Below are 26,988 nucleotides of genomic sequence, written 5' to 3' on the forward strand. Positions count from 1 at the left end.
AGTATTAGTATGAAAGAATGCTTGTAATTAAAGGGAGAGATTTTTCGTGAAAGTAGGTTATTTAGGTCCGAAAGCAACATTTACTGATATCGCTGTACGGGAAATGTTTCCCGAAGAACAGGCTGTGCCCTATTTAACAATTCCTGATTGTTTTGACGCTTTAATAGAGGATGAAATTGAAGTAGCTGTAGTGCCACTAGAGAATGCACTTGAGGGATCAGTTAATATTACGCTTGATTATTTAGTTCATGAAGTGGATCTTCCAATTGTTGGGGAAATAACTTGTCCGATTAGGCAGCATTTTATGGTTCATCCAGCAAATAAAGATCATTGGAAGGAAGTTGGTGTTGTTTACAGTCATTCTCATGCTTTAGCTCAATGCCATAAATTTTTGCATAAAGAGCTTAAGGGGACGCCATCTGAAAAAACAACATCGACTGCTGCTGCAGCTCAATTTGTAAAGGAGCATCCAGACATTAAAGCGGGTGCCATTGCCAACGAGCTCGCGGCAAAGGAATATGGTCTTGAAATCGTACGTGAGGATATTCACGATGTCAGCTATAATCATACACGTTTTATAGTTCTATCGAAGAACGAGGTCTCTTTACGGGAAGAGAAAACATCATTTAAGGGCTACAAAACTACCGTTATGATTACTTTGCCATCTGATCGTTCCGGAGCTCTTCATCAAGTGCTGTCCGCCTTTGCCTGGAGAAAATTAAATCTTTCTAAAATTGAATCAAGGCCAATGAAAACAGGACTTGGAAATTACTTCTTTATAATTGATGTGGATATGAAGCAGGATGATGTTCTCATTCCAGGAGTAGTCGCCGAACTGGAAGCATTAGATTGTAAGGTAAAAATTTTAGGAAGCTATCCATACTTTCAGCTCGGAATGGAAAAAAGCCGAGTGCAACATATATGAGTAATTACGGCATTGTAAATTGGTTCGATAATGTTGAGAAAAATTTCAAATAACAACAGAAAAATGAACGCTCAAAATCACTTTGAGCGTTCATTTTTTTATAATATTAATTTTAAGCGGCCAATGAGTCCTTTATTATTAATAAATGACCATAATTTAAGAGCTAAGCGGACTCTAGGTACGTTAATTACAGAAAACATAAGCAAATTACTCTTTAATTACAAATAGCGGAACTTATGTCCACAAACATAAGGAAATTCCCTATTTTTTCGCATATAACAGAACTGATGTCCGCCAAGCCCGGATAATCAAAATAACAAAAGTTGTTAATCCATACTGGTTAAAAGTCAGCAGGGCCAATCCGAATGTCAAGTCAATTAGTATACTTGCTTATCCGCAAAATCATTATATGTTTTTTTCTCCTATTCCACGATAAAATTAGCTTGCTTCAATGCATTGACTGCTTCATCCAGTTTTTGTTCAGAGGCAGCTTGGATGGTGTGGAGGTGAATGCCTTCTGTTAGCTCTGATAGGTAGGCTGCCTTTGTTGCTTTGATTTTTTCAATAAATTGCTTGACTTCTTTTCGATTTGAAACCATAACCGAAGCAATTAAATCCCCGTAAACGGGATGTTCAATTCGCACGTCCTTGACGGTAACTCCATGGTCCACAAGTAAATTCAGCTCTTCTTCTGTTCTTTCGGGAGTGTGGGAACTTGCAACGGTACGTTCAAAAGATGTGGAGATGGAAGCTTGGGTTAAGTAAATATATCCTTGGCTTGTAGCAAGGATAGGCTCTCCTCTTGCTTTAAGCAAGGTAATATCACCAACAATGACTTGCCTGCTTACGTTCGTTCTCGTTGCAAGCTCATTCCCTGTTATCGGTTCACCATTTTTCTTCAATAACTCGAGCAGCAGTTCTCTTCTTTCCTCACCGAGTACCTTTTTCTGATCCTTCATTTTTCGAAAACTCCCTTTATATGACGATAATGATACATTTTAACATATTTGTTCAGTAAAATTAAATTTGCTTAATCCGGAAACCATTCTTGAGTTATTCTTACAAGAGCTTTCCCTAATGCTTCTGTGTCTGCTTCTGTTGTATCCCAGCCAAAGGAAATTCTAATAAACTCTTTCGCATCCTTCCCTGTTATTCCCATAGCATTCATCGTTTTAGATATCGTTTGTAAGCCTACCTGGCAAGCACTGCCTGTTGAAACAGCAAAGCCCATGCGATTACACTCAAGCATCACAAATTGCCCTTCAATGCCCCTTATTCGCATCCCAATCGTTGATGGGAGCTGTTGATTGTGATCAGAGCCGTAAATAATATACTGACCATTTATAGGTTCAAGGGCATGTAAAAAAATCTCCCGTAGATGATGATAATGATTTGTGTGATTGTCCAGATTCTTATAAGCCTTTTGGGCAGCAATAGTCATAGCAGCAATACCCGGGACATTGACAGTACCTGGCCTGAAGCCTCTTTCATGAGATGTTTTTGGATAATAAGGCATCCAATGTAAATGGGGATCGATATAAACAACTCCTGTTCCCTTAGGTCCAAAAAATTTATGTCCAGAAATAGAGAGACTATCGACCAATAATGCAATTTTTCTAAAATCCGTTTTACTAAATGTGTGTACACAATCACTATGAAACAGAATTTGATTCTTTTTGCAGAGCATACTAATTTCTTCAAGGGGCTGCAAGGTGCCAATTTCAGAATTTCCATGCTGAATGGTTATTTGCACGGTATCCTCCCTGATTGCTGATCTTAGGTCGACTAAATCAATTAATCCCTTAGAATTTAGTGGAAGTGCAGTTACTTCAAAATGATGCTCGTCAATTAATTTGTCTAACGTACTATGAACGGACGAATGCTCTGCCATGCTTGTTATGATATGCTTGCCCTTTTTTTTCGAGGCTGTTAATAGTGCATGAATAGCAAGGGAATTACCTTCAGAGCCCCCGCTTATAAAATAGATTCCTTCCTTCTGAACATGAAGTAAGCTGGCCCATTCACTTCGGCAATGTTCTAATAAGCTGCTGGCTTCACTCCCTTTATCATGCAGGCTTTGTGCATTTCCATAATATTGGGTTGCCGCCTTTATAAATGTCTCAGCTGCTTCCTCATCAAGAGGGCAGGTTGCAGCATAATCAAAGTATTTCATCCCAGTATCACTCCATAGTCATATTCTCTAATTCTCAAAAGATCTAAAGTTATAAATGATAGAGCTGCAATTCTTATGACAAATCTATAATAACTCTTGTCATAAGTTTAAATCTATGTAAATATAAGTGTCAAGACAACTGTGAAGTCAGGAGGTAAATATGAATAAGGCCAATGTAATCATAATTGGCAGCGGGATATCGGCTTTGCAATTAGCAAAGAGTCTTCGCTGTGACTTGAATGTGATTATTCTCACAAAGTCTAATGTGTATAATAGTAACTCATTTTTCGCTCAAGGAGGTGTAGCCGCGGCCATTGGAAAAAAGGATCATCCAAATAAGCATTATCAGGATACGTTGGAAGCGGGAAGATTTCATAATGATCCTGTAGCAGTGGAGAAATTAACGCAGGAAGGTCCAGCATTAATAAATAGCTTAATAGCTGAAGGCTGTTCATTTGATAGAGGATCGGATGGGGAACTCTCTCTTGGAATGGAAGGAGCACATAGTGATCATCGCATTGTCCACAGTGGAGGGGATGCCACCGGGAGAAATCTCATTCAATTTATGACTGCAAATGTAAATCAAAATATAACCATTATGGAGAATATTTTCGTATTTGACTTATTAATAGATGAGCCTGGGGAAAGATGTATCGGCGTCAAAGGAAAATATCCCGACGGAAGAACAGAAACCTTTTTTGCTGAACATATTGTTTTAGCAACGGGAGGCTGTGGACAGCTATTTGCTTATACATCGAATGCAGCCACAGTTACCGGAGATGGAATTTCTCTTGCTTATAAGGCGGGTGCCGAAATCACTGATATGGAATTTATCCAGTTCCATCCAACATTGCTTCATATTAACGGAAAAGCGGTTGGATTAATTTCAGAAGCAGTTCGTGGTGAAGGAGGACGCCTTATAACAAAGGGAGGCAATTCGATTATGAACAGCATTCATCCTTTAGGTGATTTAGCGCCAAGACATATTGTTTCTCAAACTATTTACCATTATCTCGAAAATGGAGAGCCCATTTTTCTGGATATTTCTTCTGTACAGGGATTTGAAGAACGATTTCCAACGATAACTGCTTTATGTGAGCAACATGGGATTAACATAAAGGAAGGGCTTCTTCCTGTAGCTCCAGGCAGTCACTTCTTAATGGGCGGCATCAAAACGGATTTATTAGGACGGAGCAGTTTAGAAGGGCTATATGCAATTGGGGAGGCAGCCTGTACAGGCATCCACGGGGCAAACAGACTTGCAAGTAATTCCTTACTGGAAGGATTATTCATTGGAAAAAAACTCGCCGAATGGATCAATACATCTCCAATAAGGCATTCAGTTAACTTGAAATCAATTGAACAGTCAGAAATTCGAATGAGTATAGCCAAACTACTCCCTTCTCCCTTTATCATCCAAAAATCAATGATGGAGAATGTCGGCATCATACGCACGAAAAATGGCCTCTCGAGGCAGAAGGAATGGCTTGAAAGCTTTCACATCAATAAATATTTGAACGCCAATTTTGCTGAATTATCTATTGAAGAAATTGAGATAGTATTCATGCTTATAACTGCATGGCTTGTAACAGATTCAGCTTTAAAAAGGACTGAAAGCCGTGGCGGACATTTCAGACAGGATTACCCATGTGAAAATGATCGGGATTGGCTGCGAAAGCAAATTATACATTGCAGAAAAACAGAAAAGGATGATAAGCATGAACAAATTGAAGCTGCGATTGCAACTTGAGCAATTTTTTTTGGAGGATATTGGTGACCGGGATATTACGGGTGAGCTTATTTTCGGAAGAGAAGAAAAAGGGGAAATCGTTTTTATTGCTAAGGATAATGGAGTTTTCTGCGGGGAGGATGTTATTCGGACTGGTTTTTCCATTCTGGACAGCGAGATTAAAGTTGAAATGAAGATAAAAGATGGGGAATCCATTGAGAATGGGCAAGTTTTAGCAACAGCAGAAGGAACTGTCGCCAATTTATTAAAAGGTGAAAGAGTCATTCTTAATCTTATTCAGCGAATGAGCGGCATTGCCACCATTACCAACAAAGCGGTCTCTGTATTAAATAGTTCACATACGAAAATTTGTGATACGAGAAAAACAACCCCAGGTCTAAGAATGCTGGAAAAATACGCTGTACGCTGTGGAGGAGGGTTTAATCACCGTTATGGGCTTTATGATGCGGTGATGATTAAAGACAATCATATTTCCTTCGCTGGCTCGATCGAAAAGGCAGTTTCAGCCGTTCGTTCTTATATTGGTCATATGGTTAAGATTGAGGTAGAGACCGAAACAAAAGCACAAGTTATGGAGGCGGCTTCAGCAAAAACAGACGTCATCATGTTCGATAATAGACAGCCTGAAGAAATTAAGGAATGGATTCCATACGTGCCTGTAGGAATAGTTACAGAAGCCTCTGGCGGGATTACGCTTGATAACATTGCCAGCTACAGTGATTTAGGTGTTGATTATATCTCTCTCGGCTTTTTAACCCATTCTGCTAAGTCATTAGATATTAGTGTAAAAGTAAAGGTTGGAGAGTAAATCAATAAAAGATAGTTAAAACAACTACTATTAGATAAATACCGCAAAGGGGATTAAGGGATGAATATATTTCAAACGCTTGAAAAGGGGTCAATTGTTCTTCCAGATAAATATCGAAAAATGACAACAGAAGAACTAGAGAATCAAGTAAAATCCATTAAAAATAAACTTGGAAAAAAATTATTTATTCCGGGCCACCATTATCAAAAAGACGAGGTCATTCAATTTGCTGATGCAACCGGTGATTCCTTGAAGCTGGCTCAATTATCTGAGGATAATAAAGAGGCAGAGCATATTGTTTTTTGTGGAGTTCATTTTATGGCAGAAACCGCTGATATTTTGACTACAGAAAATCAAAAGGTGTACCTGCCAGATATGCGCGCAGGGTGCTCGATGGCGGATATGGCGGATATTTACCAAACAGAAAGAGCATGGGAGAAGTTAATTGCCCTTTTTGGAGAAACGATCATACCATTAACGTATGTGAATTCAACAGCTGCTATTAAGTCGTTTGTAGGTGAGCATGGCGGTGCAACTGTCACCTCCTCGAATGCAGAGAAAATGGTTCAATGGGCATTTGAACAAAAATCCAGAATCTTATTTTTGCCTGACCAGCATTTAGGCAGAAATACGGCCTATAATTTAGGAATAGATCTTGAGGAAATGGCTGTGTGGAATCCAATCAATGATACGCTCGAGTATGATGGCCCGATTGAGAATATCAAGGTTATTCTTTGGAAGGGGCATTGCTCCGTCCATGAGAATTTCACAGTCGCAAATATTGAAGATGCTCGTAGGACCTATCCAGATATGAAAATTATCGTCCATCCTGAATGTTCAAGAGAAGTAGTGGCTCTATCAGATATGGCAGGATCGACCAATTATATTGTTGACGCGATTAATAAAGCTGAAAAAGGTTCATCCTGGGCAATTGGGACAGAGATGAATCTTGTCAACCGAATAATAAAGCAGCATCCGGATAAACAAATTATCTCGCTAAATCCACATATGTGTCCTTGCTTGACTATGAATCGTATTGATTTGCCTCATCTAGTATGGTGTCTAGAGACAATTGAACAAGGTGAAGAGCATAACCTAATAAAAGTAGATAAAGCAATTGCTTCAAATGCAAAGCTTGCATTAGACAGAATGCTAATCCAATCATAAACCTCCAATTCGGGGGTTTTCTTTTTTTAAAAGTCATCCGACAGGAAAATTTAACAAAATCCTAAGAAAAAAATAATTAAATTCGTTGTAAAATGGGTCTCTAATCATATTATTAATAATAAGTGCATAAGTTTTTGTGTAGATTGTTAGCAATTTGCCCACTTTGACATACACTATATGGACATTTGACTAGGAGGGAAATCAGAGTGAAGATCCATATCGTACAAAAAGGGGATACTCTTTGGAAGATCGCCAAAAAGTACGGCGTGAATTTTGAAGAGCTGAAAAAATTAAATACACAGCTCAGCAATCCTGATATGATTATGCCCGGTATGAAAATAAAAGTTCCTGGATCAGGTGGATCCATAAAAAAAGAAGCTCCAATTGGAGGCATACCGGAAACAAAAGTCAGTATGGGTGCTAAAAAGGAAATGCCTATTGCAGAACACCCTTTTGCAAAAGAAAAACCAATTACATTGCCTGTAGTTGAAGCACCAAAACAAATACCGATAAAAGAAGCACCACAAGTAGAAGTACCAAAGCAATTGCCAAAAATGGTATCACCACAGGTAGAAGCACCAAAGCAATTGCCGAAAATGGTATCGCCGCAGGTGGAAGCGCCAAAGCAATTGCCGAAAATGGTATCACCACAGATGGAAATACCAAAGCAATTGCCAAAAATGGTATCACCACAAATGGAATTGCCGAAGCAATTGCCAAAAATGGTGTCGCCACTAGAAGAAATGCCAGTGAAACCATACGCTCCAAAAATGCCAAAGCCCATTATGCCTAATTTAGCGGCTCAGCAGCAGGCACCACAGCTCCCGCCAAAACCAGTAAACATCCTTCCACAAGTTAAACCAATTGCCCATGTAAGCCCTGAATCAATTGAAAGTGATCATATAAAACAAGGAGGGTTTTATCAGCCAATGTATCCATACCAACCACACAGTTTTTATCCTGTTTCTCCAGTCATGCCTGGAACTGGATTTCCTGGAGGATATCCACAAACTATGGGCTACCCGCAAGTTCAGGGGGCAGCAACTATGCCTATGTATCAGGCACAAGCAATGCCGATGCATCAAATGCCGCATTACGGATTAGCAGGTGTCGAAAGCCATGGTTTTGAGGAATCATCCTCATTCATGCCGATGCATCAAATGCCATATACGAATCCAGCCTTTACTCAAGTACCAGGAGCACAGATGCCAGCACCTGTAATGGGTGTTCAAGAGATGGGGCAGCATCAATTGCCGCTTCAGCCAACATATACGGCACCAGCGATGCAGCCAGCCTATGGATATCCACAGGCGCCATGTCCTCCTTTCCTGCCACCAATGATTCCGATATCACCAGTCATGCCTGGGTCCGGTTTTTGCGGACCAATGCTATACGAACAAATGCCGTATGGATATCCGCAAATGGGTGTAATGCCTCAAGTACAAGGGGTGATGGAGGAATCACCTGGTATGGCTCAGATGCCTTTAATGCCAACTCAAAGTCAGATGCCGATAATGCCAACTCAAACCCAGATGCCAATAATGCCAACTCAAACCCAGATGCCAATATTGCCATCCCAAAGCCAAATGCCATTAATGCCAACACAAGTTATGCCAATGCAAGGAGTAAAAGAAGATTGCGGCTGTGGCAGCGGAGCCCCACAAATGTTTCAGGGAGCGTATAATCCAGGCTTTGGAGCACCTGGAATGTATGACATGGGAGTAGCTCCAATGTACCGTGCTCCATATGGACAGCAATATGGCAATCCGCAAATGGGTTACCCTATGACTGGGGTCATGAACCCATATATGAGTCCATATGGACCAGGGCCATTGGGAGGTCAGGCTTTGGAGATGCCGCGAAGCTTTGAAGAAAGCGATGAATATGAAGATTAATCACGGAGGAGACGATTTATTTCTTAATCGTCTCTTCTCCTATTTACAAAATCAGCTAACGATTACAATTGAAGAAATTAAACCAATTAGAAAAAAGGTTTTTTATGTTAAGGCGACTGACGAGGATTTTATATTAAAGGGATTTTCGACTTTTTCACGACTAAAGCAGCAGGAAGACTTTGTAACGTCTTTGAAGGAAAAAGGATTTTTAAAAACATATTCTTTTTATCAATTGGCAAAGTATCCGCCATTACAGTTTGAAGGCAGCTTTTATGGTTGTCTGGAATATATACAGCCTTCAGATCATTCATTTACATTTCATCACCAGCAAGATCAGCAGGAAGGTTTATACTTATTAAACGATTTTCACTCAGCAACAGAAAATATGGCAAAACAATTTGAACAGGGACTCCCCCAATTTAATCAATTTGCCAAATGGAATGAAAGATTAACGATATTTTTTAATAATCTGCCGATCATTAAATATTATGTGCAAAAAGAAATAATTAATGAGTTACTCGTTTGGGCAGACTGGTCTTTAAAAGGGATTCAGGCAGAAGATAACTTTTTTCAAAGCGGGAAAAAGGTTATTCTGCATGGCGATGTCGCCCATCATAATTTTTTGCGAGCAAACAACGATGAATTACATCTGATTGACTTTGATTTAATTAGTATAGGACTACCACATTCTGACTATCTCCAATATGCCAATAGGATATTGCCTAACTTACAATGGTCATTTAAGGAGCTGGAAGGTATTAAGATCATACACCCGTTTATGCTTGAAAAGGGGTTTTTATACGGGCTCGGGTATCCAACCGACATTTTCAGGGAATGGAATCGTTCTATAAGAGAACGGTCGCATTTACAGCAAGAAAAAATTCAGCAATTGCTGCATATAACAGTTGGACAATTTAAGCAGAGACAAGATTTTTTCAAGGAATTGCAAAATAAGGTTGAATGAGTGTTATTTGGTCGTAACTAGGCAGAATGAAAGCGAGTCTAACCTGCCACCCTATTAATGAGCATTAGCTCATGCTTTTACTTTGCGAGGGGGGTTTTTCGCTTGAATAAAAAGCTATTTGCACTACCTGTTGCAGCGATAATGTCGATAGGTTTAGCTGGATGCGGAGTAAATGATAATGAAACAGCTGTCCAAGACCGTAATAATAAAAACGTTCAGCCAATAGGGTATTATTCAAGTGATAATCAGCGAAATGGCGGAGGGAATGCCCGTATTCTTGATGGAGTGGATAATGATGGACCCGTTACTGAAATGATGGATAATACGATTAATAATGGGGACCGAAATTACCAGCGACTGCAAAATGACGGTTTCAGCCGGAATGATGCCAATTACCATGGGCATCTAGGCTTTAATGAACGTAAGCCGCGATCCTCTTATTATGAAGGCTACGATGGAAATTTCATCAATCAAATTAATCAGGCTGCCCGTGTAAATAATGTGAGGGACGTTGAATCACTTGTAAATGGAAATGATGTCCTAATCGCTGTCAATCTTGCTGATAATGATCGAAAACAAGAAACGATCACAAAAATCCAACAAGCAGTTAGTCCTTACTTAAATGGAAAAACTGCCCATATTGTCACAGATTCATCGACCTTTAATCGTATAAAGGTGATTGATAATGACTTGCGGGAAGGCGGCCCAAGGGATCAGATTAATTTAGACACTCAAAACATCTTTAATTCGCTGAAAAAACGGTAAATTTAACGGATTTGGACAGGTTTTTGATAAAACGCTGCAACAAGTACAGAAACATAAGGAGCAAAGTTATGCTTTGCTCCTAACTTTACTTATTTGTGGAGAATGGTTAATACTCTGCGTAGCTCTGTAGCAGCTATTTGTCCTGGTGCAGATACTTTTTTCGCAGAACCGAATGTTATGCTTGAACCAAAAATTCCTCCTGATAAACGGCTTATTACCCCTTTTTCTGCCATCGACATCGTAATAATCGGGCGATCAGCATAATGATCATACATTGTAAGTGTGGCTTCTAATAGTGTTAAGACATCTGATGCAGTTGTAGGCATGACAGCAATTTTGGGAAGATCGCCGCCAAGCTCTTGCGCCTTACGGAGACGTCTAATTATTTCATCTTTTGGAGGCGTTTTTTCAAAGTCGTGATTGGAAATGATGACAAAAACATGATTGGTGTGTGCGGTATTTACAACCTCTCTAATAATAACCTCATCACTAAATAATTCTACATCCACAATATCCACTAAACCTGTATTGATAACTGCTTTATTTAATTCCGCATAATAGGCAAGGCTGATGTCTTTTTCGCCGCCTTCCCTTGCACTTCTAAAAGTGAAAATAATAGGCGTGGAAGATAATTCCTTGTGGATCATTCCCAAAGCCATTTTAACTTGGTCAATATCCTCAACATTCTCGAAAAAGTCGGCCCGCCATTCTACTAAATCTGCATCAATTGTTTTTAAATACGTTGCCTCTTCCTTTATTTGACTTATTGTCTCCCCAATAATAGGGACACATATTTTCGGAGGCCCATCGCCAATTACAATATTCTTAACTGTTATTTGCTTGTTCAAGAGTAATGTTTTTACAATCTGGTCGGAAACTTCTTCCGCTTCTAGATTTTCTGTTTCAAACTTATGATGGTGATGAGAATAAATTTCCTGTCTTATTTGAAAAAGCTCTTGAATTTCATTCAAAGATTTTCCTTGCAGCACAGGACGGCTATCAATAATTAAAGGAATTCTTTCCTTCCAGCTTTCCCAAGGCAAGTGAATATAAATAACAATACAATTCGCTAAACAGGCCTCTCTAATTTCTTTCTGAAGAAAAGCTCCTCCGCCAAGAGATAAAATATGAGATTTTTCTTGGCTCAATTTAATAATGAGTGCTTTTTCCTTCTCCCTAAACTGCTTCTCACCTAGCTGACTAAAAACTTGGGATATGGGCATTTGAAATTCTTTTTCTATTTCAACATCTGTATCAATAAATTTCCGGCCTAGCTTTTCAGCAACCAAATTTCCTATAGTTGTTTTGCCAACTCCCATAAATCCAATAATAACTATGCTTTTTTCCCTCAAAGGAATTTCTCGGCTTAACAAAATACATGATCCCCCTAAGTAAATATAACTTTTCCTCATTATAGAACTTCTTTCATGCTAATCATAGTTTAAATATTTTGTTATTTGCTCAATTACTTTTTTGAATGATTCACTGTTTATTAATTAATTTGTAAAATATAACCGGATAAGGAAGAAAAATATGGTCACAATAGTTAATGATATGAAACAAAATTTAAAAGCACCGTATTCAATAACGAGGTGATCAATAATGAGAACCAAATGGTCCATAGCCCTTTGCTTTGCTATTCTACTTTTGATTCAGTTTTCCCCTATCAATGGATTAGCAGAGGGAAATGCTTCACAGGGGAATATGGGGAATAACAAGGTTACAACTTTTGAGGAACCACTGCATATAACGGTCGTTTTAGAGCGTATGTATATGGATGGAGAGTTAAGCCAGGAACTTCTTACGGAAACAATCTGGTCCATGGAAGAATTTTGGGCGAAATATGATGAATGGCAGCTTATAGATATGGAAGAAGAGAAAATGATCTTCCGTAAATATATGGATGACATATCCCCATTACTGAAAGCGAACGGTTATTTTGGCATTACAGATAAAGGGGTTTTAACGATCTTTAACGGAAGGCCGCATAAGTCAAATATAATCCAGTCCTTTTTTCAGATTGACTTAGGCCGGCTTGAAAGTAAAAAGTGTAAGGAATTAAAAAAAGGAATCCCAATAAAAACAAAGGAACAGTTTGTTGAAGTGCTGGAGACATTTAAGTCTTACTCCAAAGTAGAAAAACAAGCGAATTAAAAAACAGTGACAGCTACTACAATTACAGTGGCTGTCACTGTTTTTTTGTGATGATTATTTACATACCAGCCTTGGTTTTTTACTGCTATTTTTTCTACGAATATATGTAAAGTATGATACAATGATGTACAGCAAAATAGAGGAGCGAAAAGGCATTGTATGAATTTATTAAAGGGCGGGTTGACTATATTGGGCCCGAATTTGTTGTCATCGAGAATAACGGTATAGGCTACCAAATCTCTACTCCAAATCCATTTAGCTTTTCAAAGGATTTAGGACAAGAAGCTAAGGTATTCACTTACCACCATGTGAGACAGGATGTCATAGCCTTATACGGTTTTCATTCGAGAGAAGAGAAAACGCTGTTTATTAAACTATTAGATGTTACTGGAATTGGACCGAAGGGTGCATTGGCCATTCTGGCATCTGGGGAACCGGAACAAGTGGTTCAGGCGATTGAAAATGAGGATGAAGCATTCCTTGTGAAATTCCCGGGAGTCGGTAAAAAAACAGCGAGACAAATGATCCTGGATCTTAAAGGGAAATTGCAAAATATTGTACCGGACTTTTTTCCAGATTTATTTTCACAGGATAAATTACATCCTCAAATGAACGAGCATAGCCAAGAGTTTGAGGAGGCAATCCTTGCATTAAAGGCACTTGGATATTCGGAAAAGGAGATTAACAAAATATCTCCGGCATTAAAAAAAGAAAAACTAACAACAGACCAGTACATAAAAAAAGCGCTGCAAAGGCTGTTAAAATAATGGCTTAGTTATTACTAAGTGAAATTGTGGTGATGATATGGAAGAACGTATAATATCTAGTGAGGCTGATCTGCAGGATCTCTCATTTGAACAAAGCTTACGTCCCCAGAATTTAAAACAATATATCGGTCAGGATAAGGTAAAGGAAAACTTGGAGATATTTATTAAAGCGGCTAAGCTCCGACAAGAAACCCTTGACCATGTTTTACTTTACGGTCCTCCTGGCCTTGGGAAAACGACCTTGGCAGCCATTATTGCTAATGAAATGGGTGTGAATATCCGCACGACAGCTGGACCTGCTATAGAGAGGCCAGGAGATCTTGCAGCCATTCTTACAGCACTAGAGCCTGGGGATGTGTTGTTTATTGACGAAATTCACCGCTTGCCAAGGACAATTGAAGAGGTTTTATATCCAGCAATGGAAGACTTCTGTCTAGATATTGTCATTGGAAAGGGCCCTAGTGCGAGATCCGTTAGGCTAGACCTCCCTCCATTTACTCTAGTGGGAGCTACAACAAGGGCAGGTTCTTTATCAGCGCCTTTACGGGATCGATTCGGAGTGCTTAGCAGATTGGAATACTATAACGAAATCCAGCTTCAGGAAATTGTGACAAGGACAGCGGAAGTATTAGATACAGAGATTGATCCTTTGGCCGCAGCCGAAATTGCAAGAAGGTCAAGAGGGACTCCGCGAATTGCCAATAGGCTGTTAAGAAGAGTGAGAGATTTTGCCCAAGTTAAAGGGAACGGCATAATTGATGAGGCCCAAGCAAATGAAGCCTTGGAGCTTCTTCAGGTAGACCGTTTAGGTCTTGATCATATTGACCATAAATTATTAAGAGGGATCATTGAAAAGTTCCGTGGAGGCCCAGTAGGATTAGAAACCATTGCCGCAACAATCGGTGAGGAATCACTTACTATCGAAGATGTTTATGAACCATACTTATTGCAAATCGGGTTTCTGCAGCGGACACCGCGAGGACGGATCGTGACAGATTTGGTATACAGGCATTTACAAATAGAGGTGCCTGAAGATTAATCCATCCTTTTTGTATGAATGGAGAAAAGCAGAATAATATTAAAGTTGGTGTCAGCATGAAAGTAGACTTATTTGATTTTCATTTACCTGAGGAACTTATTGCACAGACTCCTCTTACCGAGAGGACTAGCAGCAGATTAATGGTGCTTGATAAAACGACATGTGCAATCACACATGATACATTCAAACATTTGAAAGATTACCTAAAAGCTGGGGACTGCCTTGTCTTAAATGATACAAAGGTGCTGCCAGCAAGACTTTTAGGTGAAAAAGAAGGCACCGGTGCAAAAATTGAGGTGCTCCTATTGAAACAGCAGGATGGGGATGTATGGGAAACGCTTGTAAAGCCAGCGAAACGGATAAAAGAGGGGACAAGGATTGAATTTGGAAATGGACTGCTTTCCGCTGTTTGTGTTGGAAGCTCAGATCATGGAGGAAGAACCCTTGAATTTCATTATGAAGGCATTTTTTATGAGGTGCTCGATCAATTAGGGGAGATGCCTCTTCCGCCATACATAAAGGAGCAATTAGAGGATCGAGAACGGTATCAGACTGTTTTTGCCCGTGAAAGAGGCTCTGCAGCTGCACCTACGGCAGGACTCCATTTTACAGAGGAATTGTTAGAGGAAATAAAAAAAATCGGTGTACATATTGCTTTTATTACTCTCCATGTTGGTCTTGGTACATTCAGGCCTGTTAGTGTAGAGGAAATTGATGAGCATGATATGCATGCAGAGTTTTATCAAGTAACAGAGGGGACGGCTAATCTTTTAAATAAGGTTCGTGAAAGCGGCGGCAGAATTATTACGGTCGGGACAACCTCTACAAGAACACTAGAAACAATTGCTTCTAAACATGATGGCCGGTTTGAAGAGGCAAGCGGCTGGACAGATATATTTATTTATCCTGGCTATGAATTTAAAGGTATTGATGGGATGATCACAAACTTTCATTTGCCTAAATCCACGCTTATCATGCTAGTTAGTGCTCTAGCAGGCAGAGAAAATGTATTGCATGCATATCATAAAGCGGTGGAGGAAAAATATCGATTCTTCAGCTTTGGGGATGCCATGCTAATTTTATGAAAAAAGTTTCACTGAAAAAATGGTTTAATCATGGAAGGAGAAAACTGAATTGACAGCAATTCGCTATGAATTAATTAAAACATGTAAACAAACGGGGGCTCGTCTTGGACGAGTTCATACGCCGCATGGCTCCTTTGAAACCCCTGTGTTCATGCCTGTCGGTACGCTTGCAACCGTCAAGACAATGTCCCCTGAAGATTTAAAGGAAATGGGAGCAGGTATTATCCTAAGTAATACATACCACCTATGGCTACGCCCGGGGCAGGAGATCGTTGAGGAAGCGGGCGGTCTGCATAAATTTATGAACTGGGACCGTGCCATCTTAACCGACTCGGGAGGCTTCCAAGTATTTAGCTTAAGCGAATTCCGTAAGATTGAAGAGGAAGGGGTCCATTTTCGCAATCATTTAAATGGAGATAAGCTCTTTTTATCACCGGAAAAAGCGATGGAGATTCAAAACTCGTTGGGCTCCGATATTATGATGGCTTTTGATGAATGTCCGCCATTCCCGGCTACTTTCGAATATATGAAGAAGTCAGTAGAACGAACTTCCAGGTGGGCTGAGCGCTGTTTACAGGCGCATAAAAGGCCAAGTGACCAAGGTCTTTTCGGTATTGTTCAAGGTGGCGAATATGAAGAATTACGGAAACAAAGTGCAAAGGACTTAGTTTCACTTGATTTCCCTGGCTATGCTATCGGTGGATTATCAGTAGGTGAACCAAAGGATATTATGAACCGTGTGCTTGAATTTACAACTCCATTACTCCCATCTGATAAACCAAGATACTTAATGGGGGTTGGATCACCTGACTCATTAATTGATGGAGCCATTCGCGGCGTAGACATGTTTGATTGCGTGCTGCCAACTAGAATCGCAAGAAATGGTACTTTAATGACAAGCGAAGGCCGATTAGTTGTAAAGAATGCAAAATATGCCAGAGATTTTGGCCCAATTGATGAGCATTGTGATTGCTATACTTGCCGAAATTACAGCCGTGCCTATATCCGGCATTTAATTCGTTGTGATGAAACTTTCGGAATTCGACTTACGACTTACCATAATCTATATTTTCTGCTAAAATTGATGGAAGGGGTCAGACAAGCGATCAGAGAAGACCGACTTGGTGACTTTAGAGAAGAGTTTTTCGAAAAATACGGTTTTAATAAGCCTAATGCGAAAAATTTCTAATTTGCATATTCAAAAAGATGGACAAACCCTGACTTTTTGAGGAAAATCTTTTTATATGGAAGGAGGGAAAGTAAATGGAAATGTTAGGTACAATTGGACCACTATTGTTAATGTTTGTTCTATTTTATTTCTTGCTTATTCGTCCGCAGCAGAAGCGCCAAAAGGCGGTTCAAACAATGCAGGGCGGCCTGAAAAAGGGAGATAAGATTGTTACAATCGGGGGTCTACATGGCTTTGTCGATGCTATTGATGAAGGAAAAGTAGTCATTAAATGTGGTGATGGTAGCCGTCTTACATACGATCGTGCTGCGATTCGCGAAGTAACAGAGTCAGCTGCTGGCGGAGATATACTAGCAAAATCTTAATGAGAAAAGAAGCGGGGTTATAAGATTCCGCTTCTTTTTTATTATATGTCTAGCTCCAGCGCCTACCCCCTCGAGGTCACAAGCCAATCCTCCCAGAAAGGCAAAGTACACCTTTCCGGGAGGCTCGTCTTGTGCTTGTCGGGGGTGAACAAGGCGCTTGCGCTTTTCTACGCATTTCTCGTTGTCTTATTCGACATATTAACACCCAATATGCCGCCCATCATCGCTGTCAGCATATAACATGTATGATAAATAATTTGCTCTGTATCAAATAGACTGTCTACTCCTAAGTATTGATAAAGAAAAATAATAATAGAATAAACAAGCCCTGTTAACCCACCAAGAAGCCATCCCTTTTGTTTTCCCTTGCCACCCGAAATGAAGCCGCCAATAAATAACGAAATGAAGGAGATTGCAGTAATGACAAATTGTAAGGATGACTCCTGTAGAGAAGTGAATCTTAATAATAGTGAAAATATTAAGCTGCTGATCAAGGCTAGCACAAAAACTGCAATAATCCCATAAAGAATAGCACCGCTGATATTTCTTGATTCTTCTATATTGCCCCTCTCCCTTCTTTTTTATTTAGATCGCAGATTGGTACAAGAATACTGCTAGTACAAGCATATTCACACAAAGAAAAAATAGAATCGAATTCTTAGTTAAGGAATTGCATTTGCTCAAATTGGAACTAATATATCACATGAATATGTTTTTTTTGCCCATAATAAAAGAGAATGTCACTAAAGGGGGAATGAAAAGTGCATGATTATTCCATGATCATATTGCGGACCATTATTTTGTACACCCTAATATTGGCAGTTTTTAGAATCATGGGTAAAAAGGAACTTGGACAGCTAAGTATGATAGATTTCGTAGTAACGATCATGTTGGCTGAAATGGCCGTATTGGCTATAGAAAACCCAACGTCCCCGCTCTTGCCAAATGTTCTCCCTATGTTAGTGTTAATGGTTATCCAAATCACGCTTGGCTTTTTGACCTTAAAGAGCAAAAAGTTTCGTGATCTTGTTGATGGGAAGCCAACCATTATAATTAATAAAGGTAAGATCGATGAGGCAGCTATGAAAAAGCATCGTTATAACTTTGATGATTTGCTTCTGCAATTAAGAGGGAAGGATATACGAAATATTACCGATGTAGAATTTGCCATATTGGAAACGACAGGTGAATTATCTGTATTAAAAAAGGAAAAAAAGAAAACAGGAAATTTAACAGTTCCGTTAATCTTAGATGGAATCATTCAGGAATCAGGTCTAGAAAGCATTAACCAAACAAATTTTTGGCTCCGCCAGCAGCTTAGAAAAAGGGGATACACCGAAATACAGAAAATCTCCTTTTGCAGCTTTGAAAATGGTCAGTTTTATATCGATTTAAAGGATGAAAAAAAGTAAGGGACACTGTGCGGTCTCTTACTTTTATTTAAAGACAAATCTTGAAAATGGTTTGCCAATCCAAGGTATACGGCTGACTTCATCCTTTTTTACAAGTCCAAGCAAGAGAGTAAAAATTAAATAAACTATCGTGATGATGAATGTAATGATCAGTACTTGAATGGTGAGAGAAAACTGAGAGTTTAAATTCTGAAGCAGCCAAAATCCTACCCATGCTGAAAGCGCCATGACCAAAAAGGTTTTCAAGTAGTCGCGTACATAAAATGTAAAAGAAATGGCTTTTAACACAGTCGCGAAGTGCAGCAGTGTGACAAGCACGAATCCAACAAGAATCCCCATTGCTACGCCGTTAATTCCGAATGTAGGCTGACTAGCCAAAATAAAAATGACCGCGGTTTTGATAATGGCTCCAATTAAGCTATTGATCATAGCGGCTCTTGCTAAATTTAGTGCCTGGAGGGTAGCTTGAAGAGGACCCTGATAGTAATAAAAGATGATAAATGGAGCCATCAGCTTAATAAATTGAGCCCCGCTATTGGATCCATACATAACCTTCATCAATTCATCTGACAGTACGAATAATACAACAACTGCCAAGCCGCCTGTTAAAAATGTAAGGCGAAGTGCCTGCTGCAGCCGGTATTCAATAATATGATGCTGATTTCTTGAATTTGCTTCACTAATGGCTGGAACTAAAGCAGTTGACAGCGAGTGAGTAATAAATGATGGGAGCATTAATAACGGTAAAGCAAAGCCAGTAAGCGCCCCATACTGCTTCGTTGCAGCGATAGCAGCCACCCCCGCAATAGCAAGACTGTGAGAAACAACGATGGGCTCAAAAAACCACGCCAAAGAACCAATCATTCGGCTTCCTGTAGTTGGGAGGGCGATGCTCATTAAATCTTTAAAGGTGCTTTTTCCTGTTTTGACAGACTTAAAAAAATGCTTCCGGACTTTGAATTTCTTTTTGATTTTGAAAGTGGTTATTAAATAGATTAGTGAAGCTAATTCACCTACTACCGAAGCAAGCATTGCGCCGGCCGCAGCATATTCGATCCCATATGGAAGAAACGCTTTCGTCATCGCTGCAATTAATGTAATTCTTACGATTTGCTCTAGCATTTGTGAAATAGCTGCAGGCTTCATATTTTGCCGGCCTTGAAAATAACCTCTTAAAACAGAAGAAATAGCAATAATTGGAACAACAGGTGCAATGGCTAATAGTGGAAGATATGTGCGTGAATCGGTAAATAACGTATCAGCTAGATAAGGGGCTAAGAAAATTAATGCAGGAGTAAATATGACAGAAAGAGAAATAGTGGTTGCTAATGATACAACTAATATTTTCTTTACTTTGGCTTTATCCCCTCTTGCCTCTGCCTCCGCCACATTTTTGGATATAGCTACAGGTAAACCAAGCTGTGTTATAGTAACAGCAAGAATTAAAGTTGGGAAAGCCATCATGAATAAACCAACGCCTTCTTCCCCGATAAATCTTGCAATAACAATCCGATTAATAAACCCAAGCACCCGTGTAACAAGTCCAGCTGCCAGTAGAATCATCGTTCCTTTTAAAAACTTCGACATTTGGCTCCCTGCCTTCTCAAAATAGGTGTTATCATATACAATTAACTATATGCTAGGAAGTGGACAAAGCATGACAAGCAAAGTTTTATTTTCCTTTTAAATTGAATAAGGAGGCGGCTGTTATGGAAATCAGCCATACATATGATCATCTTCGAAATGAATTGAAACCGGCGTTGAAAAGTAAGCAAGAGGAGTTTGCTTTATTAGGGTATGGTCAAGTTTCTGAACAAGAGCTCTGGAATTTTCTAAAGAGAAAAAAGTGGCGGAAAGCAGATGAAAATAAGAGAATATCTGAAATTGTTCAGGATGTTCTTTCCGTAAAGGTTGGCGAGTATTTCAATTATGCCACGGTCGAAGCTTTTAAAGAGGCGGACTTTGCATTTGATGATGAAGATGAGCTTCGTAAGCTTTTAAAATAACTCACCTATAGAAAAATTGACAGCTTTTGCAAACTGTTTCATAATGATAAATGGAATTCTAGTCGAATCATCGGTATAAAGTGATGAGATAGATAGTTTATGTATGTTTTATGCTGTGAGCCAATTTAGGCTTGTATTTAAGGAGGACATTTGCATAATGGTTAAGCGAGGACGAATTGTTGCCTTCTTTCTGATTGTATTATTGATTGGAAGTTTGATGGGTACAACAACAAATAATATTCTAAAAGATATTAAGCTGGGACTGGATCTTCAAGGTGGATTCGAGGTTCTGTATGAGGTATCACCGATTGATAAAAATCAAAAAATTGATAATACTGTTTTAGCCAGTACGGCAAAAGCCTTGAATGAACGCGTAAACGTATTAGGAGTGAGTGAACCTAATATTCAAATTGAAGGGGATAATAGAGTTCGTGTCCAGCTGGCTGGTGTTTCTGATCAGCAAAAAGCGCGTGAAATACTCTCTACTGAAGCCAATCTGACTTTTCGGGATGTAAATGATGAACCATTGATGGATGGTTCCGATTTGGCAGAAGGCGGAGCAAAGCAAACTTTTGATGAAAATGGAAAGCCAAGTGTTTCAATTAAACTGAAAAGTGCAAGTAAATTTAAAGAAGTAACCGAACGAATTGTAAATATGGGAGCACCTAATAATCTGCTCATCATTTGGCTTGACTTTGAGGAGGGTACTACTTCCTTCAGAGAAGAAGCAGGGAAAGCAGACCCAGGTTATATCTCTGCCCCAGCGGTAAGTCAAGTATTTAACCAAGATACAGTCTCGATTGTTGGAAGTTTCACGATCGAGGAAGCAAAGACATTAGCGGACTTATTAAATGCAGGATCTCTACCTGTTAAATTAACTGAAGTATATTCAACATCTGTTGGTGCCCAATTTGGGGAGCAAGCCTTGAACAAAACAGTTTTAGGCGGGATTATCGGTATTGCGCTTATTTACTTATTTATGATCGTTTACTACCGATTCCCAGGATTTATTGCTACTGTGGCACTGTCAATTTATATTTATCTAATTCTCCTTATATTTGACTGGATGAATGCTGTATTGACGCTTCCTGGTATTGCTGCCCTCATTCTTGGGGTTGGAATGGCAGTCGATGCCAATATTATTACGTACGAAAGAATTAAAGAAGAATTACGAGTAGGGAGAACGGTTAAGTCTGCTTTTCAAGCAGGTGGCAAAAATTCTTTATCTACGATTTTCGATGCCAATATTACAACGATCTTAGTGTCTGGTGTTTTATTTGTTTATGGGACAAGTTCCATTAAAGGGTTTGCCACGATGTTGATTATTAGTATCCTAGTCAGCTTCATTACAGCTGTCTATGGCTCTAGGATACTCCTTGGACTATGGGTAAACAGCAATCTATTTAATAAAAAGCCAAGCTGGTTCGGTGTTAAGAAAAGTGATATTAAAGATATTGCAGAAAATTATGATACAGTTGATTTGCCGACAAGGTTTGACCGCTTTGATTTTGTTAAACATCGGAAAAAATATTTTATATTTTCCGGGGCCATTCTTGGAATTGGGCTGATTTGCGTGGTTATGTTTGGCCTGAATTTAGGGATTGATTTCTCAAGTGGGACTCGTGTGCAGCTTCAATCAAGTCAACCACTAACAAAAATTGAAGTAAAAGAGCAATTAGCTGAATTAGATATAGTAACAGATGATATTGTCATTTCTGGAACGAATCAAGAAATTGGTGTGGCAAGACTTAAAGGGGTTCTCAGTAAGGACGAAATTGCTGAATTAAAATCCCATTTCAATGAAAAATTGGGAGCAGAACCAAATGTAAGTACGGTTTCACCAACAGTCGGAAAAGAGTTGGCGAAAAATGGATTCATTTCTTTGTTGATTGCCTCTATTGGTATCATCATTTATGTAACCATCCGTTTTGAAATGTATATGGCTGTTGCAGCTATTCTTGGTCTATTATATGATGCGTTTTTTATCATCATTTTCTTTAGCATTACAAGATTAGAAGTTGATTTAACCTTTATCGCGGCTGTTTTAACGGTTATTGGTTATTCCCTTCATGATTCAATCGTTACATTTGACCGGATGCGCGAAAATATGCAAAAGAAAAAGCGAATTAAAACGTTTGAAGAACTTGCAGATGTTGTTAATTCAAGCTTACGTCAAGTAATGGGACGATCTATTAATACTGTCTTAACCCTTCTTATTGCTGTATTAGGAATCTTAATATTCGGAAGCGAAGCCATCCGTAACTTCTCCTTTGCTTTACTAATCGGATTGGTAGCAGGTGCTTACTCCTCCATTTTCTTATGTGCTCAACTGTGGCTCGTTTGGAAAGGGAAAGAGTTAAAGAAAAAAGGTGTAATTAAAACAGCGAAAGAAAAACGAAAAATTAGCGATGAACCTCAAGTATAATTCAAACCCCAGGATATCCTGGGGTTTTCTTTTTTTCAAAGTATGCTCATAATCATTGAAAATAGGATAAACTAGCAACAAGTTCATTTTTTAGGAAGGAAGTTTCATTTTGAATCATAAAGATGATCGATTTAAAAAGGCTGAATTTGCAGCCATGCTTGGCATCGTGATAAACATTGTCCTTGCGATTGTCAAATGGGGAATCGGCGTCTATGCGGGGAGCCGTGCTTTAATTGCTGATGCTGTACATTCTGCCTCGGATATTGCTGGATCATTAGCAGTCTATTTAGGCTTGAAGGCAGCAAAGCAGCCGCCTGATGAAGACCATCCATATGGACATGGGAAGGCAGAATCTATCTCAGCTATTATTGTTGCTGTTTTGTTATTGTTTGTTGGATTTGAAATTGGCAAGTCATCTGTAACAGCTTTTTTTAAACCAATAGAAGCACCAAAAACAATAGCTATTGCGGCTGTTATTTTTTCAATTATTGTAAAGGAAGCATTATTTCGCTACAAATACAAGCTTGGGCGTGAGTTGAATAGTGATGCATTAATTGTTAATGCCTATGAGCATCGATCAGATGTTTATTCATCCTTTGCTGCATTGGCTGGTATTGGTGCTGCGATCATCGGCGGTAAGCTTGGCATCGAATGGCTGGAATATGCTGACCCTGTTGCTGGGGTGATTGTTTCCCTCATGGTTATCCAAATGGCGTGGTCGCTAGGGAAAGAATCGATTCATAACACACTTGATCATGTGCTGCATGAAGAGGATACACTGGAATTAAGAGAAGCAGTGGAAAGTGTTAAGGAAGTTAAGAAAATTAATCAGCTTCATGCAAGAGAGCATGGGCATTATGTGATCATTGATTTGAAGATTTCGGTCGATCCGAATATGACCGTGGAAGAGGGTCACCGAGTTGGCAAGGAGGTAAAGGAAAAGCTATTAAAAATGAATAATGTTCACAATGTGTTTGTTCATATTAATCCCTATAATGAAGAAGATGAAAATTAAACAGCGTCCTTCGCTGTTTTTCTTTTTTCAGGACTTCGCATTGAAACACAAAGGACCCTCTTGTATAATTAAAAAGTTGAGGGGTGAACAAATGTTACAATCAAAAACTCGCTGGATTGTTCGGAAATCAGATGAAGACAAGCAAAATCTTCTCGTTCAACAATTAAATTTAACTCCTCTCCTTGCTGCATTGCTTGTAAATAGAGGAATTGAATCACCGGAATTAGCACAAAGTTTTCTATTTGATGATAAACAAGAATTTCATGATCCTTTTTTATTAGCTGATATGGAAATTGCCGTAACACGGATAAAAAAGGCGATAGATAAGGAAGAACCGATTTTAATATTCGGAGATTATGATGCAGATGGTGTGACAAGTACGACCGTGATGATGAAGGTACTTCGGGAATTAGGCGCTAATGTCGAATTCTACATACCAAACCGATTTTCGGAAGGCTATGGTCCAAATATCCCAGCCTTTCAATATGCAGAGGAAATTGGAATCAAACTGATAATAACGGTTGATACGGGTATAGCTGCAGTAAAGGAAGCCGCTGCTGCTGCTGAGCTTGGACTCGATTTAATTATTACAGATCACCATGAACCAGGGCCAGAATTGCCAAAGGCATTGGCTATCATCCACCCGAAACTTGAAGGAAGCCAATATCCATTTCGTGAGTTAGCTGGTGTTGGGGTTGCTTTTAAATTAGCTCATGCTTTATACGGTAAACTGCCAGAGCATCTTCTAGAAATAGCGGCAATAGGGACGGTTGCAGATTTAGTTTCCTTAAAAGGAGAGAATCGATTAATCGTTAAACGAGGCTTGAAGAAGCTTAAGTCCACTAATAATGTTGGCTTAACAGCCTTACTAAAACAAAACAAGGTAGAACCAGGCTCAGTAACGGAAGAAACGGTAGGATTCCTGATCGCGCCACGATTAAATGCTGCTGGGAGATTGGATAGTGCAGACCCGGCTGTTGACTTATTGCTTACTGAAGATAGTTATGAGGCTGAAGCGATAGCTGAGGAAATAGAGCAAATGAACAAGGAAAGACAAGCGCTAGTAAGCAATATTGCTGAAGAAGCAATTCGTCAGGTTGAAGAAAATTATCCAATCGATGAAAATGCAGTCCTTGTCATCGGTCAAGAAGGCTGGAATCCAGGTGTTATAGGAATTGTCGCTTCAAAGCTAGTAGAAAGATTCTACCGTCCAGTCATTTGTTTAAGCTTTGATAGAGAGAAGGGCTTAGCAAAAGGCTCTGCACGTAGTATATTAGGATTTGATTTATTTAGAAACCTATCTGAATGCAGAGATATATTACCTCATTTCGGCGGGCATCCGATGGCTGCCGGCATGACATTGGAACTGAGTCATGTCGATGAGCTTAGAAACAGGCTAAATTCAGCAGCAAAGGAACAATTAGCAGATGAGGACTTTATTCCAGTCACTACGTTGGATGGTACAGTAAATATGTCAGAGATTCACTTGAATTCTATAGAGGAAATGCAAATGCTCGCCCCATTTGGAATGGATAATCCGAAGCCAAAAATATTAATTAAGGATGCAAGCATTGCAAATATGAGAAAGATCGGTTCGGATCAAAATCATTTGAAAATGACAATTGAGAGTGAAGGCAGTACACTTGATGGTGTAGGATTCGGACTAGGAGAATTATATGAGCATATTTCGCCATATTCTAAAATATCCGTAATTGGAGAGCTTTCGATTAATGAATGGAATAATATCCGAAAGCCGCAAATTTTCCTCCAGGATGCGGTTATTCAAGACTGGCAGCTATTTGATATAAGGGGGATTAAACGATTTGAACAATTAATAGATTTGATCCCCAAAAAACAATCTAAATGGATTGTATTTAATAAAGAAAATGCTATAAAGTTTCCAACATATATAAATGAGAATATGGTAACAGTAAGTTCATATGAGGAAGCAGCGGCATTAAATATAGATCAAGAAAATGTGATATTAACGGATCTTCCACCCTCCAAGGAATTTCTGACCCAATTATTTTCTGGGAAAAATCCTTCAAGGGTATATGCACATTTCTATAAAGAGGAGAGTGCCTTTTTTAGCACACTTCCAACGAGGGATCATTTCAAATGGTTCTATGCCTTTATATTGAAAAAGGGTCCAATTAGCCTTCAGCAATACCGAGACAATATTGCAAAGCATAAAGGATGGAGCAAAGAAACAATTGACTTCATGTCACAAGTGTTTTTTGAATTAGATTTTGTTAAAATAAACAATGGAATCATTTCTATTAATGAGACTTCGCAAAAACGTGATTTAACTGATTCGCTTATTTATGAACAAAGACGTAAACAATACACAATCGAAAGCGAATTGCTATATTCAACTTATCAACAGTTAAAAAGCTTTTTCGATTCAGTAATCCAAGGTTCTGTGAAATTTGAGGAGGAAGTAAAAGAATGGACTTAAAACAGTATATTACAATCGTCCAGGACTGGCCAAAGCCAGGTATTCAATTTAAAGATATTACGACATTAATGGATAATGGTGAGGCATATAAATATGCCACAGACAAAATCGTTGAATACGCACAAAAAAAGCAAATTGATTTAGTTGTAGGTCCAGAGGCGCGCGGATTTATTATTGGCTGCCCTGTTGCTTATTCACTAGGAGTCGGCTTTGCTCCAGTTAGAAAGGAAGGAAAGCTTCCTCGTGAGACGATTAAAGTGGAATACGGGTTAGAATATGGGAAGGATGTTCTGACCATCCATAAAGATGCCATTAAGCCAGGACAAAGAGTACTAATAACAGATGATTTGCTTGCAACTGGAGGAACAATTGAAGCAACCATTGAATTAGTTGAACAACTTGGCGGTATTGTAGCTGGAATTGCATTCTTAATTGAATTGTCATATTTAAATGGGCGAGATAAGCTTGGAAAATATGATATTCTTACTTTAATGGAATATTAATTTAAACGGGAGCGCTGATGGGGCGCTCTTTTTATTATGGAACGATCGGCACACTTAATAAAAAGCAAAGGATATATCCTATTAAAAATTTACAAATTTCGACAAATTTTTTATTTTTCAGGA

The 26,988-nt window shown here is 39.0% G+C and carries 24 protein-coding genes and 1 pseudogene; 19 read left to right on the forward strand and 6 right to left on the reverse strand.

Annotation, left to right across the window (positions count from 1 at the left end; translation table 11 throughout):
- Window positions 1–46: 46 nt before the first annotated feature.
- Window positions 47–925 carry a prephenate dehydratase gene (gene pheA, locus V7127_RS12125; RefSeq protein ID WP_335486310.1) on the forward strand — a complete coding sequence of 293 codons (879 nt, stop codon included), beginning with the start codon at window positions 47–49 and terminating at the stop codon, window positions 923–925.
- Window positions 926–1,347: 422 nt separating this feature from the next.
- Here the strand turns inward: pheA and V7127_RS12130 are convergent, their stop codons facing one another.
- Both V7127_RS12130 and V7127_RS12135 read right to left on the reverse strand, forming a co-directional pair.
- Complete coding sequence (locus V7127_RS12130; protein WP_335345558.1) at window positions 1,348–1,884, reverse strand: transcription repressor NadR; 537 nt, start codon at window positions 1,882–1,884, stop codon at window positions 1,348–1,350.
- 71 nt (window positions 1,885–1,955) lie between these two features.
- Window positions 1,956–3,098 carry an IscS subfamily cysteine desulfurase gene (locus tag V7127_RS12135; RefSeq protein ID WP_335486313.1) on the reverse strand — a complete coding sequence of 381 codons (1,143 nt, stop codon included), beginning with the start codon at window positions 3,096–3,098 and terminating at the stop codon, window positions 1,956–1,958.
- Window positions 3,099–3,258: 160 nt separating this feature from the next.
- Here V7127_RS12135 and nadB point away from each other — a divergent pair, with 160 nt between their 5' ends.
- From nadB to V7127_RS12165, 6 genes are all read left to right on the forward strand, one after another.
- A complete protein-coding gene (gene nadB / locus V7127_RS12140; protein WP_335486316.1) occupies window positions 3,259–4,848 on the forward strand; it encodes an L-aspartate oxidase in 1,590 nt (529 codons plus the stop codon).
- Complete coding sequence (nadC, locus tag V7127_RS12145; protein ID WP_335486320.1) at window positions 4,817–5,656, forward strand: carboxylating nicotinate-nucleotide diphosphorylase; 840 nt, start codon at window positions 4,817–4,819, stop codon at window positions 5,654–5,656. The genes nadB and nadC overlap by 32 nt, the downstream gene beginning before the upstream one ends.
- A gap of 60 nt (window positions 5,657–5,716) precedes the next feature.
- The gene (gene nadA, locus V7127_RS12150; RefSeq protein ID WP_335486322.1) at window positions 5,717–6,823 is read left to right on the forward strand and encodes a quinolinate synthase NadA; all 1,107 of its coding nucleotides are present in this window, start codon (window positions 5,717–5,719) and stop codon (window positions 6,821–6,823) included.
- A 206-nt stretch (window positions 6,824–7,029) separates the two neighbouring features.
- A complete protein-coding gene (gene safA / locus V7127_RS12155) occupies window positions 7,030–8,718 on the forward strand; it encodes a SafA/ExsA family spore coat assembly protein (RefSeq protein ID WP_335486325.1) in 1,689 nt (562 codons plus the stop codon).
- Window positions 8,702–9,682 (forward strand): phosphotransferase, encoded by a 981-nt coding sequence (locus tag V7127_RS12160; protein ID WP_335486328.1) that lies wholly within the window; start codon window positions 8,702–8,704, stop codon window positions 9,680–9,682. The genes safA and V7127_RS12160 overlap by 17 nt, the downstream gene beginning before the upstream one ends.
- A 102-nt stretch (window positions 9,683–9,784) precedes the next feature.
- Complete coding sequence (locus V7127_RS12165; RefSeq protein WP_335486331.1) at window positions 9,785–10,447, forward strand: YhcN/YlaJ family sporulation lipoprotein; 663 nt, start codon at window positions 9,785–9,787, stop codon at window positions 10,445–10,447.
- 89 nt (window positions 10,448–10,536) lie between these two features.
- Here V7127_RS12165 and aroD read toward each other — a convergent pair whose 3' ends face one another.
- Together aroD and V7127_RS12175 are read right to left on the reverse strand one after the other, a co-directional pair.
- Entirely contained in the window at window positions 10,537–11,295 is a 759-nt protein-coding gene (gene aroD / locus V7127_RS12170) for a type I 3-dehydroquinate dehydratase (RefSeq protein WP_335486556.1), read from the reverse strand.
- Window positions 11,296–11,310: 15 nt separating this feature from the next.
- Window positions 11,311–11,859, reverse strand: a pseudogene (locus V7127_RS12175) (shikimate kinase); the annotation flags it as partial.
- A 190-nt stretch (window positions 11,860–12,049) separates the two neighbouring features.
- On the opposite strand from V7127_RS12175, the gene V7127_RS12180 reads away from it, so the two are divergent.
- The 6 genes from V7127_RS12180 to yajC all read left to right on the forward strand — a co-directional run bounded on the left by V7127_RS12180 (window position 12,050) and on the right by yajC (window position 17,046).
- Window positions 12,050–12,601: an intercompartmental signaling factor BofC gene (locus V7127_RS12180; protein WP_335486334.1), complete on the forward strand. Its 552-nt coding sequence runs from the start codon at window positions 12,050–12,052 to the stop codon at window positions 12,599–12,601.
- Window positions 12,602–12,756: 155 nt separating this feature from the next.
- The gene (ruvA, locus tag V7127_RS12185; RefSeq protein WP_335345549.1) at window positions 12,757–13,368 is read left to right on the forward strand and encodes a Holliday junction branch migration protein RuvA; all 612 of its coding nucleotides are present in this window, start codon (window positions 12,757–12,759) and stop codon (window positions 13,366–13,368) included.
- Window positions 13,369–13,405: 37 nt separating this feature from the next.
- Entirely contained in the window at window positions 13,406–14,407 is a 1,002-nt protein-coding gene (ruvB, locus tag V7127_RS12190) for a Holliday junction branch migration DNA helicase RuvB (protein WP_335486337.1), read from the forward strand.
- A gap of 56 nt (window positions 14,408–14,463) precedes the next feature.
- A complete protein-coding gene (gene queA / locus V7127_RS12195) occupies window positions 14,464–15,492 on the forward strand; it encodes a tRNA preQ1(34) S-adenosylmethionine ribosyltransferase-isomerase QueA (protein ID WP_335486559.1) in 1,029 nt (342 codons plus the stop codon).
- Between the two features lie 49 nt (window positions 15,493–15,541).
- Window positions 15,542–16,681: a tRNA guanosine(34) transglycosylase Tgt gene (tgt, locus tag V7127_RS12200; RefSeq protein ID WP_335345546.1), complete on the forward strand. Its 1,140-nt coding sequence runs from the start codon at window positions 15,542–15,544 to the stop codon at window positions 16,679–16,681.
- 74 nt (window positions 16,682–16,755) lie between these two features.
- Window positions 16,756–17,046 (forward strand): preprotein translocase subunit YajC, encoded by a 291-nt coding sequence (gene yajC, locus V7127_RS12205; RefSeq protein WP_335486340.1) that lies wholly within the window; start codon window positions 16,756–16,758, stop codon window positions 17,044–17,046.
- A 167-nt stretch (window positions 17,047–17,213) separates the two neighbouring features.
- Here the strand turns inward: yajC and V7127_RS12210 are convergent, their stop codons facing one another.
- The gene (locus V7127_RS12210; protein ID WP_335345561.1) at window positions 17,214–17,606 is read right to left on the reverse strand and encodes a TIGR04086 family membrane protein; all 393 of its coding nucleotides are present in this window, start codon (window positions 17,604–17,606) and stop codon (window positions 17,214–17,216) included.
- Between the two features lie 201 nt (window positions 17,607–17,807).
- On the opposite strand from V7127_RS12210, the gene V7127_RS12215 reads away from it, so the two are divergent.
- On the forward strand, window positions 17,808–18,458 hold the full coding sequence (locus V7127_RS12215) for a DUF421 domain-containing protein (RefSeq protein ID WP_335345544.1): 651 nt from the start codon (window positions 17,808–17,810) through the stop codon (window positions 18,456–18,458).
- Window positions 18,459–18,482: 24 nt separating this feature from the next.
- On the opposite strand, the gene spoVB is transcribed toward V7127_RS12215, so the two are convergent.
- Window positions 18,483–20,045, reverse strand: a complete 1,563-nt coding sequence (spoVB, locus tag V7127_RS12220) for a stage V sporulation protein B (protein ID WP_335486343.1) — start codon at window positions 20,043–20,045, stop codon at window positions 18,483–18,485.
- A gap of 122 nt (window positions 20,046–20,167) precedes the next feature.
- Here spoVB and V7127_RS12225 point away from each other — a divergent pair, with 122 nt between their 5' ends.
- The 5 genes from V7127_RS12225 (at window position 20,168) to V7127_RS12245 (ending at window position 26,865) form a co-directional block, all read left to right on the forward strand.
- The gene (locus tag V7127_RS12225) at window positions 20,168–20,464 is read left to right on the forward strand and encodes a post-transcriptional regulator (protein ID WP_335486346.1); all 297 of its coding nucleotides are present in this window, start codon (window positions 20,168–20,170) and stop codon (window positions 20,462–20,464) included.
- A 157-nt stretch (window positions 20,465–20,621) separates the two neighbouring features.
- On the forward strand, window positions 20,622–22,889 hold the full coding sequence (gene secDF / locus V7127_RS12230; RefSeq protein ID WP_335486349.1) for a protein translocase subunit SecDF: 2,268 nt from the start codon (window positions 20,622–20,624) through the stop codon (window positions 22,887–22,889).
- A gap of 154 nt (window positions 22,890–23,043) precedes the next feature.
- Window positions 23,044–23,904, forward strand: a complete 861-nt coding sequence (locus V7127_RS12235) for a cation diffusion facilitator family transporter (RefSeq protein ID WP_335486562.1) — start codon at window positions 23,044–23,046, stop codon at window positions 23,902–23,904.
- 91 nt (window positions 23,905–23,995) lie between these two features.
- Window positions 23,996–26,362 (forward strand): single-stranded-DNA-specific exonuclease RecJ, encoded by a 2,367-nt coding sequence (gene recJ, locus V7127_RS12240; RefSeq protein ID WP_335486352.1) that lies wholly within the window; start codon window positions 23,996–23,998, stop codon window positions 26,360–26,362.
- Window positions 26,353–26,865, forward strand: coding sequence for an adenine phosphoribosyltransferase (locus V7127_RS12245; protein ID WP_335486355.1), 513 nt, complete (start codon window positions 26,353–26,355; stop codon window positions 26,863–26,865). Before recJ ends, V7127_RS12245 begins: the two co-directional genes overlap by 10 nt.
- Window positions 26,866–26,988: the final 123 nt, after the last annotated feature.

The sequence above is a fragment of the Bacillus sp. JJ1773 genome (genome assembly GCF_036962035.1).
Lineage (GTDB): Bacteria > Bacillota > Bacilli > Bacillales > Cytobacillaceae > Cytobacillus.